This window comes from Corallococcus interemptor, assembly GCF_003668875.1.
GTDB classification, from domain to species: Bacteria; Myxococcota; Myxococcia; order Myxococcales; family Myxococcaceae; genus Corallococcus; species Corallococcus interemptor.
In genome coordinates this window covers 24666-36418 of the sequence record NZ_RAWM01000091.1, presented here as the reverse complement: position 1 = coordinate 36418, position 11753 = coordinate 24666, and the positions used below count along the sequence as shown (strand labels likewise).

The 11753-nt window shown below is 70.1% G+C and carries 10 protein-coding genes and 1 pseudogene; 7 read left to right on the top strand and 4 right to left on the bottom strand.

The genetic code is table 11. From position 1 onward, the window contains the following. The 3 genes and pseudogenes from D7X96_RS39670 to glmU all read right to left on the bottom strand — a co-directional run. Positions 1–267: pseudogene (locus D7X96_RS39670) on the bottom strand (hypothetical protein); the annotation flags it as partial. A gap of 156 nt (positions 268–423) precedes the next feature. Beyond that, positions 424–2259, bottom strand: a complete 1836-nt coding sequence (gene glmS, locus D7X96_RS26950; protein ID WP_120550268.1) for a glutamine--fructose-6-phosphate transaminase (isomerizing) — start codon at positions 2257–2259, stop codon at positions 424–426. Between the two features lie 106 nt (positions 2260–2365). Beyond that, positions 2366–3766, bottom strand: a complete 1401-nt coding sequence (glmU, locus tag D7X96_RS26945) for a bifunctional UDP-N-acetylglucosamine diphosphorylase/glucosamine-1-phosphate N-acetyltransferase GlmU (RefSeq protein WP_120550269.1) — start codon at positions 3764–3766, stop codon at positions 2366–2368. Between the two features lie 390 nt (positions 3767–4156). On the opposite strand from glmU, the gene ggt reads away from it, so the two are divergent. Further along, positions 4157–5920, top strand: coding sequence for a gamma-glutamyltransferase (gene ggt / locus D7X96_RS26940; protein WP_121725050.1), 1764 nt, complete (start codon positions 4157–4159; stop codon positions 5918–5920). A 20-nt stretch (positions 5921–5940) separates the two neighbouring features. Beyond that, positions 5941–6723, top strand: a complete 783-nt coding sequence (locus tag D7X96_RS26935) for a TatD family hydrolase (RefSeq protein WP_121771063.1) — start codon at positions 5941–5943, stop codon at positions 6721–6723. Between the two features lie 145 nt (positions 6724–6868). On the opposite strand, the gene D7X96_RS26930 is transcribed toward D7X96_RS26935, so the two are convergent. Beyond that, entirely contained in the window at positions 6869–7144 is a 276-nt protein-coding gene (locus D7X96_RS26930) for a hypothetical protein (RefSeq protein ID WP_120550272.1), read from the bottom strand. A gap of 334 nt (positions 7145–7478) precedes the next feature. Between D7X96_RS26930 and D7X96_RS26925 the strand changes: the two genes are divergently transcribed. From D7X96_RS26925 to D7X96_RS26905, 5 genes are all read left to right on the top strand, one after another. Beyond that, positions 7479–7730: a hypothetical protein gene (locus D7X96_RS26925; protein WP_120550273.1), complete on the top strand. Its 252-nt coding sequence runs from the start codon at positions 7479–7481 to the stop codon at positions 7728–7730. Next, a complete protein-coding gene (locus D7X96_RS26920; RefSeq protein WP_121723617.1) occupies positions 7727–8689 on the top strand; it encodes an amidohydrolase family protein in 963 nt (320 codons plus the stop codon). The genes D7X96_RS26925 and D7X96_RS26920 overlap by 4 nt, the downstream gene beginning before the upstream one ends. 102 nt (positions 8690–8791) lie before the next feature. Then, positions 8792–9172: a response regulator gene (locus D7X96_RS26915; RefSeq protein WP_014394116.1), complete on the top strand. Its 381-nt coding sequence runs from the start codon at positions 8792–8794 to the stop codon at positions 9170–9172. Between the two features lie 85 nt (positions 9173–9257). Further along, complete coding sequence (locus D7X96_RS26910; protein ID WP_120550294.1) at positions 9258–10088, top strand: ABC transporter ATP-binding protein; 831 nt, start codon at positions 9258–9260, stop codon at positions 10086–10088. Beyond that, positions 10085–11749 carry a hypothetical protein gene (locus D7X96_RS26905; RefSeq protein WP_121771062.1) on the top strand — a complete coding sequence of 555 codons (1665 nt, stop codon included), beginning with the start codon at positions 10085–10087 and terminating at the stop codon, positions 11747–11749. The genes D7X96_RS26910 and D7X96_RS26905 overlap by 4 nt, the downstream gene beginning before the upstream one ends. The last annotated feature ends 4 nt before the right edge of the window (positions 11750–11753 follow it).

Genomic DNA, 11753 nt, shown 5'->3' with positions numbered 1-11753 from the left:
GCCCCCGCCCTGCCCCGCCATCTCCTCCAGCAGCTGGTTGAGGTTCCAGGCCAGGCGCTTCTGCTCGTCCCCGTCCGCGCGCCGGGCCTGCTGCGCCAGGAGGTACATGGGCAGCGGCGAGTCCGTGGGCGGAGTGGGCGAGCCGTGGGCCACGGGCTCCGCTGGAGCGGCGGGAGCTTCCCAGGGCGCCAGGTCCGGCGCGGACTCCGCCTCCCCTCCCAGGTGGGGGGACGGTGTGCGCGAACGTGGGCGGAAAGCATCGGACACGGTGGCGAAACTGTAACCGGGGCGCGGCGTGGGGTTCAAAGTGGGGAAACCCCTACCTTCCACCGGGCAACGGGAAACGAAGAAGCCCGGGCCCCCTGTGAAGGGAGTCCGGGCTCTTGTCGCTTCAGGCGTGCAGGCCGTGAAGCGCTCCTCGGCCTACTCGACGGTCACGCTCTTGGCCAGGTTGCGCGGCTGGTCCACGTCGTTCCCGCGCATCTCCGCCACGTGGTACGCGAGCAGCTGCAGCGGGATGGTGGCCACCACCGGCGCGAGCAGCGCGCAGGCGGAGGGGATGCGGACGACGTGGTCGGCCAGGCTGTCCGCCGTCGTGTCGTCCTCGTCGAGGATGGCAATCACCTTGCCGCCGCGCGCGCGGACCTCCTCGATGTTGCCGATGATCTTCTCGTAGGCGATGTGCGGCTGCTTCGGCGCGATGACCACGACGGGCATCTTCTCGTCGATGAGCGCGATGGGGCCGTGCTTCATCTCACCGCCCGCGTAGCCCTCCGCGTGGATGTAGGAAATCTCCTTGAGCTTGAGCGCGCCCTCCAGCGCCACCGGGTGCATGGGGCCGCGGCCGAGGAACAGGAAGTCCTGCGCGTTCATGAACTCGCGCGCGACGCGCTTCACCTGCGGCTCGCACTTGAGGACGTCTTCAATCATCTTCGGCACCTGGGTCAGGTGCGTCAGGTGCTCCTGCGCGGCCTCCACGGACAGCGTGCCGCGCATGCGGCCCAGCTTCACCGCCAGCAGGTACAGCGTGACGAGCTGCGTGGTGAACGCCTTGGTGGACGCGACGCCAATCTCCGGGCCCGCGTTGGTGAGGACGTGCAGGTTCGCCTCACGCGTCATCGCGCTGCCAATGACGTTGCAGATGGCCATGGTGTGCGCGCCCAGCCGCTTCGCTTCCTTGAAGGCCGCGAGCGTGTCCGCCGTCTCGCCGGACTGGCTGATGGCGATGACCAGGTGGCTCTTCTCCACGATGGGGTCGCGGTAGCGGAACTCGCTGGCCAGCTCCACCTCCACCGGCAGCCGCGCCAGGGACTCAATCATGTGCCGGCCGGCCACGCCCGAGTGCCAGGACGTGCCGCAGGCCAGGATGGTGACCTTGGTGAAGGACTGGACCTGCTCCTGCGTGAGGTTCCAGGTCTCGAAGTGGACGTCGCCTTCGGTCAGGAGCATCCGGCCGCGCAGCGTGTCCGCGATGGCGCGGGGCTGCTCGTGGATCTCCTTGTGCATGAAGTGCTTGTAGCCGCCCTTCTCCGCCATCATCGGCGTCCAGTCGATGCGGCGCGTGGGGCGGTTCACCAGCTTGCCCTCGCGGTTGAAGATGTCGACCTTCGCCGCGGTGACGACGGCCAGGTCGCCCTCCTCCATGTAGACGAAGTCGCGCGTGTGCTCGAGCAGCGCCGGCACGTCGCTGGCCACGAAGTTCTGGCCCTGGCCCAGCCCCAGCACCATGGGCGACGCGTCCTTCGTGCACACGATGCGGCCCGGGTCGTTGGAGCACACCACCACCAGGCCGTAGGTGCCCTTCACCTGCTTGATGGCGGAGCGCACCGCGTCCGGCAGGTCCACGCCGCGCTCCACCTCCTCGGAGATGAGGTGCGCGAACACTTCCGAGTCCGTCTCCGACGCGAAGACGTGGCCGCGCGCGCGCAGCTCCGCCTTGAGCACCAGGTGGTTCTCGATGATGCCGTTGTGCACCACCGCCACGTTCTTGTACGTGTGCGGGTGGGCGTTCTCATCGGAGGGACGGCCGTGCGTGGCCCAGCGCGTGTGGCCGATGCCGGTGGTCCCCTTGGGCAGGTCCTGCACCACGCGGTTCTCCAGGTTGCGCAGCTTGCCCGTCGCGCGCACCACGTTGAGCTGGTTGCCGCCCACCACCGCGACGCCCGCGGAGTCATAGCCCCGGTACTCGAGCTTCTTCAGGCCCGACACCAGGATGGGAGCAGATTCCTTGTCACCGACGTAGCCAACAATCCCGCACATGTTCTTCCTGCCTCTTTCTTCGTCCCGCGGCCGCCGGAGCAAACCACGGGCAACCCGTTCACGCCCAACCCCGCCCCGCCGACCGATCAGCAGGCGAGCACTCTTCCTATCCCGCCTTCACCTTCACCTGCCGCGCCTTCTTGGCCGCCACCCACCCCTCCTTCACCACCTGTGGCGCACGGGACACAGCGAGGCTCCCAGGAGGCACATTTTTCGTCACCGTGGTGCCCGCGCCGACATACCCGCCGTCCCCCACCTTCACCGGCGCCACCAGCTGGCTGTCCGAGCCGATGAACACGCCATCGCCCAGTTCAGTCAGGTGCTTGTTCACCCCGTCATAGTTACAGGTGATGGTGCCCGCGCCGATGTTGCAGCCCGCGCCGATGTTGGCGTCACCCAGGTAAGTCAGGTGGTTGGCCTTGCTGCCCTTGCCGATGCGGGTCTTCTTCGTCTCCACGAAGTTCCCCAGATGCACTTCCTCTGCCAACTCCGTGGCGGGGCGCAGCCGGGAGAACGGGCCGATGATGCAGCGCTCGCCCACACGCGCCTCCTCCAGCACGGAGTAGGGCTTGATGTGGGTGCCATCCGCGACGTGCGAGGCCGTGAGCACGCTGCCCTGGCCGATGATGACGCCCTTGCCGATGACGGTGCCGGCCATCAGCGACACGCTGGGGCCAATCTCCGTATCGGTGCCAATGGTGATGCCCTCTTCGATGTACGCGGTGGCCGGGTCCTGGATGGACACGCCCGCGCGCATGTGGGCTTCGTTGATGCGCTGCTGGAGGACGCGGGCGCGCGCCGCCAGCTCCACCTTGTCGTTCACCCCCGCGGTCTCCGTGGCGTCCGCGTCCACCGCGCCCACGGGGCCCACCTTCGCGGCCATCTCCACCAGGTCGGTGAGGTAGTACTCGCCCTGCGCGTTGACGGGTTTGATCTCCGCCAGCGCCTTCCACAGGAAGGCGGCGTCCACGGAGTAGATGCCCGCGTTGCACTCCTTCACCGCGCGCTGCTCCGGGGTGCAGTCCTTGTGCTCCACGATGCGCGCGACCTTGCCGCCCTCGCGGATGACGCGGCCGTAGCCGGTGGGGTCGTCCAGCGTGGTGGACACCAGCGCCAGCACCCCGCCCGCCGCGTCGTGCGCGGAGAGCAGCGCCTGGAGCGTCTCCTTGCGCAAGAGCGGCACGTCTCCGTAGAGGATGAGCACGCGGCCGTCATGCCCTTGAAGCGCGTCCTGCGCCGCCTTCACCGCGTCCGCGGTGCCCTTCTGCTCCTTCTGGAGCGCGAAGCGCAGGGGCGCGTCCGGGAAGTGGGCGCGGATGGACTTCTCCACCTCCGAGGCCTGGTGGCCCACCACCGGCACCACGTGCGCGGCGCCCAGTTCCAGGGCCCGCTTCAAGGGATAGGCGCAGAGGGGCCGGCCGAGGATGGGGTGAAGGACCTTCGCCTTCTCCGACTTCATCCGCGTGCCCTTGCCCGCGCACAGCACAACCGCCGCCAGAGCTGTCATATGCGGCGGAGAATTAGGGACCGCCGATCAACTCGTCAACCGCGCCCGGACTTCAAAACAGATCGCGGGGCTTCCGGGGACGGGCGTGCGCTGACTGCTACACACAACGTGTTGCATTGGACCGTGATGCCGAAGCGCGGCTTCAGGAACGTCGTCAGCCGCGCCGGGGTGGAGGCCGCCGTCGTCACCGACGTCGGGTTCTCCACGGGGTTCGGAGGACTCATGCGGACCGCCCGTTGCTGCACATGACCGCAGACTGCCCCGCTTCCGCTCACAATCCAAGGATAAAAATGTTGTCCAGCTGAAACCCTGGCCCAGGCGCGGCGCATGGTGCATTAGGGAACAGCCGGAAATCACAAGGAAAGGCGTCCACAGGTGGGGAAAGCACACATGGGAGCCGCGGGGCACAGCCTGTTCCGCGCACTGGGACTCGCGGTGTTGCTGGTGGCGACCGGGGCGGGTGCGGCACGTCCCTACCGGGGAGGTGCGGTGGCCACGGCGTATCCGCCCGCGAGCGAGGCCGCGCTCCAGATGCTGGACAAGGGCGGCAACGCGGTGGACGCGGCGGTGGCGGCGGCGTTCGTGGCGGCGGTGGTGGGGCCCTACCACTCCGGCGTGGGCGGCGGCGGGTTCGCGCTGGTGCACGACGCGAAGTCCGGCGGCACGCAGGTGCTGGACTTCCGTGAGGTGGCTCCGAAGGGCGCCTCGCGCGACATGTACCTGAGGGACGGCGCGCTGGTGCCGGGGCTGTCCACGGACGGCGCCCTGAGCGTGGCGGTGCCGGGCGCGGTGGCGGGCTACCTGGAGCTGTTGTCCAGGCACGGCAAGCTCAAGCCCGCGGTGGTGCTGGCCCCGGCCATCCGGCTGGCGAAGCAGGGCTTCTGGGTGACGCCCAAGTACCGGCAGATGGCCACCGGCCGCGCGGAGTGCCTGCGCCAGGACCCGGAGGCCGCGCGCATCTTCCTCACCCCCAACGCGCAGGGCACGCCGGACGTGCCGCCGGTGGGGCACCTGATCAAACAGCCGGACCTGGCGCGCACGCTGGAGCGCGTGGCGAAGGGCGGCGCGAAGGCCTTCTACGCGGGCCCGGTGGCGCAGGCGCTGGTGAAGACGGTGCAGGACGCGGGCGGGCTTCTCACGCAGGAGGACCTGACGGCGTACAAGACGCGGCAGGCCACGCCGCTGGAGACCACCTACCGCGGGCACCGCATCCTCACCATGCCGCCGCCCAGCGCGGGCGGGCTGGCGGTGGTGCAGGTGCTGGGCATGCTCCAGCAGCTGCGCCCGCAGGGGCTGCCCTACCGCGACCCGGAGTCGCTGCACCTCTACGTGGAGGCCGTGCGGCGCGCGTACGTGGACCGCGCGAAGTACCTGGGCGACCCGGCCTTCGTGCAGGTGCCGCTGGAGCGGCTGACTTCCCCTGGCCACATCGCGGACCTGGCGGGCGGCATCGACCCGAAGAAGGCCACGCCCAGCGCGTCGCTGCTGGCGCCGGTGACGGGCGGGCCCGCCTCCACGCTGCGCAAGGACGCGGGGCCGCTCACGCCGGAGCCGGAGAAGAAGAACACCACGCACATCTCCGTCATCGACAAGGACGGCAACGCGGTGGCCATGACGACCACGGTCAACTACAGCTTCGGCTCGTGCCTTGTGGCGAAGGGCACCGGCGTGCTCCTCAATGATCAGATGGACGACTTCGCCGCGCAGCCGGGCGTGCCCAACGCGTACGGACTGGTCACCGGCGAGCCCAACGCCATCCAGGCCGGCAAGGTGCCCCTGTCCTCCATGTCGCCCACGCTGGTGTTCTCCAAGGAGGACCCGAAGCAGGTGATGCTGGCGGTGGGCAGCCCCGGCGGCTCCACCATCCCCACCACCGTCATCCAGGCCATCAGCAACGTGGTGGACCACGGCATGGACGTGGCGCGCGCGGTGGGCACGGGCCGGCTGCACCACCAGTACCTCCCGGACGAGCTGTGGGTGGACAGGTGGGGCCTGGAGCCGGCGACGCAGTCCGCGCTGGAGGCCAAGGGCCACAAGCTTCGCCGGGTGGACGCCTGGGGCGACGCGGAGGCCGTCTACAGCGACCCGCGCACCCACCTGCGCTATTCCTCCAGTGACCCGCGCAACGAGGGCGCCGCGACGGGCCAGGACTAGGACGAAGGGACACACCGCCCGTGGCCGAGCCGCTCCCGCTCTTCGATGCGCACCTCCACCCGGAGGCCCTGACGGACCAGGACCTGGAGTCCATGCGCTTCTTCGGCGTGGAGCGGGCCCTGGTGGTGGCGCACCACTTCCCGGAGCCCACGGCCAAGGGGCTGCGCCAGCACTTCGACGCGCTGGTGGAGAAGCAGCTGCCGCGCCTGGAGCGCCTGGGCATCCGCGCCTGGGCCGCCCTGGGCGTGCACCCGCGCTGCATCCCGCGCCGGGGCCTGTCGGAGGTGTTGAGCCACCTGCCGGACTACTTCGAGGGCGGCCGGGTGGTGGCCCTGGGCGAGACGGGCCTGCACGTGGGCGGCGAGGAGGAGGAAGAGGCCTTCCTGGAGCAGCTGGCCCTGGCCCGTCAGCTCAAGCTGCGCGTGGTGGTGCACACGCCCCTGAAGGACAAGGAGCGCCACACGCGGCGCATCCTCACGCTCTTGCGCCAGTCGGGGCTGGCACCGTCGCGCGCGCTGGTGGACCACGCCAACGCGCGCACGGTGCGGACCATCCTGGAGGTGGGCCACTGGGCCGGCCTCACCCTGCACCCGGAGGCGCTCCAGGCGGACCGGGCGGTGACGCTGGTGCGGCGGCTGGGCAGCGAGCGCCTGGTGCTGGACTCGGACGCGGGCGACGGCGCGGGGGACATCCTGGGGCTCGCGCGCACGGCGAACCTCCTGGGCAAGGCGAAGCTGTCCGAGCGCATCGTCCGGCGGGTCACCCGGGACAACGCCGCCCGCTTCTTCCAGATCCACGACTGAGCGCGCCATTCGCGCCCCGTGCGGGTGGCGCGCGGTGCGTTGAAAAGTGGACGCAACGCCCGGCCTGTCAGCGCTGTAAATGCGACGGGCCCCGCGGTGGAGCGCGGAGCCCGTGGCTCTACAACCTGGAATCCCGGAAGGGGACCTAGTTCACCGTCACGGAGGCCTGGGTCTCCGGGTGCAGGGTGAGCCCCTGCGCGTCCGGCGCCAGCCGCACCTGCACGGGCACGCCCTGGGAGCGGTACTCCGCCAGGGAATCCGCCGCCTCGTCGAGCAGCTGCTGATAGCGCTCCTCCAGCTCCACCGCGATCAGGAGCATGGTCTCACCGGCGTCCGCCACGCCCGGCCGGTACACCTGGCACCGCTGGAACCGCGCCCAGCGACCGTTCTGCATCTTCACAAGCTCGCCGTCGTAAGCCATGCGCAGCACCTCTTGAGTTAAATCCGACGGTCGCAATGTAGAGACGAATGTCCCCGCTGTCATCCCCCCGCTTGAAAATTCGTAAACCCCTCGGGATTCCAGCGAGTTGCAGCCGCTCAAGGCCGTCCACAGGGGTGCCCCGGGGGATGCGCCAGCGCAAAGTGTAAAGTGGTGCACTGTCAACGCGGTTAACTCGGACGAAGGTCCCATGCCGCGTCGCGCTGTCAACACTCCGTGAACCGGGGCGTCTCCGGGCGTCTGGGGACGGGCAGCCGGGGGACGGGGCGGGAGTGACGCGTGGCACGGGGCGGAGGCATCCCTTAGATTCCAGCGGATGAAGTTGCCCCTGCCGTTCCGACGCGACCGTCCCATCATTCCGTCCGCCAACGCGCAGGATCACGCGGAGCGGCTGATCGCCGAGTCCCTGCGCATGCTCGGCCAGGTGTGCTCGAAGGTCGCGGACGCCATCGAGGCGCAGCGGCTGGAGCGCCAGGGCTACGCGCACAACAGCTACCTGCGACGCCTGGACCTGGACGAGGACGACGAGGCGAAGAAGTCCTCCGGCGGCCCTGGCACGGGCGGATGACGGCGCACGCTCACGACGACGCCGACGCGCCGGTGCCGTGCCTGGCGTCGTCCCCGGCGGCGACGTGGCGGGAGCTGGGCATCCAGATGCCCATGCCCGCGCTGGCGGACGAGGAGGGGCCCCGCGTGGACCCCGGCCTGCCGCCCGTCGTGGATGCGCACGTGCACCTGTTCCCGGAGCGCGTCTTCGAGGCGGTGTGGCGCTGGTTCGACCGCTACGGCTGGCCCATCCGCTACAAGCTGCACACACCCCAGGTGGTGTCCTTCCTCCTCTCCCGGGGCGTGGAGCGCGTGGTCGCCCTGCACTACGCCCACAAGCCGGGCATGGCGCGCGCCCTCAACGCCTTCGTGGCGGAGGTAGCCAAGGCCGAGCCCCGCGTCATCGGGCTTGGCACCGTGTACCCGGGCGAGCCCGGCGCCGTGGGCATCCTGGAGGAGGCGTTCGCCCTGGGACTCAAGGGCGTGAAGCTGCACTGTCACGTGCAGGCCTTCGCGCCGGACGCGCCCCAGCTGCATGAGCTCTACGAAGCGTGCGCCCGGGCCGGCAAGCCGCTCGTGATGCACTCGGGGCGGGAGCCGTCCAGCGCCCGGTATCCGGTGGATCCGTACCAGCTGTGCGCCGCGGAGCGCGTGGAGCGCGTGCTGAAGGATCATCCCACGCTCAAGCTGTGCGTGCCGCACCTGGGGGCGGACGAGTTCGACGCGTACGCCCGCCTCCTGGAGCGCCATGACACGCTCTGGCTGGACACCACCATGGCGGTGGGCGGCTACTTCCCCGTGCCCCTGCCCAGGAAGGCGCTGGAGATCCGGCCCGAGCGCATCCTCTATGGGACGGACTTCCCCAACATCCCCTATGCGTGGGACCGGGAGCTGCGGGCGCTGGCCGGGCTGGGGCTGGACGAGGCCGCGCTCGCGGGAGTGCTGGGAACAAATGCGCTGTCGCTCTACGCGGAGTGTTGAAAAGAAACGAAGGCCCTTCCGCAATGGAAGGGGCATTCCCATCTTCGACCCCATAGAATCGCGGTCCCCAAGCAGACGCCGCCACTCCAGAGGCTCAAGCCCATGTCGAACTTCATCCTGGTCGTCGACGACGACGCGAGTCACCGCACGCTCATCTGCGATGCCCTCCAGGAGATGGGCTATGCCACCATCGAGGCCAAGAACGGCCGCGAGGCGCTGGACCTTCTGGAGGACGACATCCCGGGCGCCGTGCTCCTGGACCTGCGCATGCCCGTCATGAGCGGCTGGGGCCTGCTGGACGCGCTCAAGAAGATGCCGAGGGCGCGCAACCTGCCCATCATCATCATCTCCGGCTACGGCTTCGAGTGGGAGGCGGAGCTGGTGGGCGCCGCCGGCTACATCTCCAAGCCGGTGGACCTGGACAAGGTGCGCACCACCGTGCAGCAGATCGTCGGGCCGCCGGAGGTGGCCATGGTGCACTGAGCCGGGAAGCGCCCGGCGGGCCGCACCATCCGTCAACCCGAGGATTGTGGGCAGCCCCTGAGGACATGGTGTGATGGCGTCCTTCATGACGCCCCCCTCCTCCGCAGAACCGGCCGAGCTGGCCATCGACGCTCGCGGCCTCGTCAAGCGCTTCGGCACCTTCACCGCGCTGGACGGCCTGGAGCTTCAGATTCCCCGGGGCGCCTTCTACGCGTTCCTCGGCCCCAACGGCGCCGGCAAGTCCACCTCCATCGCGCTGCTCACGGGCGTGTACGGGCCCGACCAGGGCACCATCCGCATGCTCGGCGTGGACGCCGTGGCGAAGCCCCTGGAGGTGAAGCAGCGCGTGGGCGTGGTGCCGGAGGAGCTGAGCCTCTTCGAGCGCCTCACCGGCCGCCAGTACCTCACCTTCTGCGCGCGCATGTACGGGCTGGACGGTGCGGAGGCCGCGTCGCGCGCGGTGGAGCTGCTGGAGCTGACGGAGCTCACGTACAAGGCGGGCGCGCTGGTGGCGGAGTACTCCAAGGGCATGCGCCGCCGGCTCGCCATCGCCGCGGCGCTCATCCACGCGCCGGAGCTGGTGCTGCTGGATGAGCCCTTCGAGGGCATCGACGTGCTGGCCGCGGGCGTCATCCGCGAGCTGTTGCGCGAGCTGTCCCGCCGGGGCGTGACGCTGCTGCTCACCACGCACGTGCTGGAGATCGCCGAGCGGCTGGCCACGCACGCGGGCGTCATCCGGGGCGGGCGCATGCTGGATCAGGGCCCGGTGGAGGCGCTGCGCCAGCGCCACGGCGTGTCCACGCTGGAGGCGGTGTTCGAGAAGCTGATCGCCGTGCCGGCCGCGCGCAACGCGAAGCTGTCGTTCTATGGCGAGCCCTCGGCGGACGTGATGCCGCTGCGCCGGGAGTCCGCGTGAGCCGCCCGCGTCCGGCCGTCCCCGGCTTCTTCCAGCACCTCCTGCTGCTCTGGGGCCTGCGCCTGCACCTGGGCCTCAACCAGGGCCCGGGGAAGAGCCGCCTGCTCGCGGTGGCCGCGTTCGTGGGCTCCAGCGCGCCGGGCGTGCTGCTGGGCCTGAGCTTCTTCAAGCTGATGCGGCTGCCGCTCATCGTGCACAGCAACGTGTGGCCGTACTTCATCCTCAACCTGCTGTGCTTCGTCACCGCCGCCACCTGGGTGACGTGGCCGCTGTTGTCCGCGGGCGTGGATGACCACTCGGAGCTGTCGCGCTACGCCGCGTTCCCCATCTCGCCGTTCCGCCTGCTGATGGGCTCCACGGTGGCGAGCCTCTTCGAGCCGCGCGCCCTGGTGTTCTACGCGCCCCTCACCGGCGCGGCGGTGGGCTATGCGTCGCGCCACCGGCTGGCCTCGCCGTGGCTGGCGGCGGTGCTCTACGTGCTGTTCGCGCTCTTCTGCGCGGCGTGGAGCCGCGTGGGCCTCTACACGGTCATCAACGTGCTGAGGGAGAAGCACAGCGCGCGCATCATGGGCGGCGGCATGGTGGCCTTCCTCGTGGCCGCGTCGTTCATCCCGCCCATCGACACGTCGTGGCTCACCAGCGTGGGCGAGGCGGGCGTGGGCGCGCTGGACATGAGCCTCATCGTCAACGCGGCGGTGGCGCTCAGCCAGGTGCCGCCGGGCTTCTTCGGCGACGGGCTGGGACAGCTGGCGCACGGGCGCGTGGGCATCGCGATGCTGGAGGCCTTTGGCCTGCTGTTCTTCACCGCCCTGGGCATGGGCGTGGCGTACGCGCTCCTGATGCGCTTCCACCGGCAGGCGGGGGGCCGCTCCGGCGGAGACCGGGGAGACGGCAAGGACAGCGACCCGTTCGCCACCACGAAGTCGCGCTTCGACACCCTCCTGCGTCGCGAGGTGCTGGACCTGTGGCGCAACCCGCGCGCGCGGCTCTTGGCGTCGGTGCCCTTCATCCTGGCCATCCTGCTGAAGCTGCTCTCCGGCAGGGATCTCTTCGTGTACCTCTTGGGCGGCAGCGCGGACGCGTGGGTGATGGGCGGCCTGAGCATCTATGGCGCGGTGGTCATCGCGTCCACGTTCTCGCAGAACACCTTCGCGTATGACGGCCACGGCTTCGCGGTGTTCCTGGCCGCGCCCATGAACCTGGCGGACGTGCTGCGCGCGAAGAACCGCGTGCAGGGCGTGGCCGCGCTGGGGATGGCGCTCCTGGTGGGCGCCTTCTACCGCGTGTACTTCGGCACGGGCTCGCTCGTGGACTTCCTGTGCGCCATGGCCGCGGTGGCGGCGGTGCTGCCCATGCTGCTGGCCGCGGGCAACTTCCTGTCGCTGTACTTCCCGGTGAAGTTCCACGCGAGCCTGAAGCGCCGCGACCGCATCCCCCTCACCGCGTCCATGCTGGGCATCCTCGCGGCCAGCGTGGGCTGCATGCCGTTTGGGCATGCGCTGCGGGCCGCGGGGAAGGACGGACCCGGCTGGCAGTCCGTGGCCTTCATCCTCGGGTGCGCCCTGCTCCACTTCGGCGTCTACCTGGGGACGCGCCCCCTGGCGATGCGCCTGCTGGAGCAGCGCCGGGAGGTTGTCCTGCGGGCGGTGACGCGCGAGTAGCGCT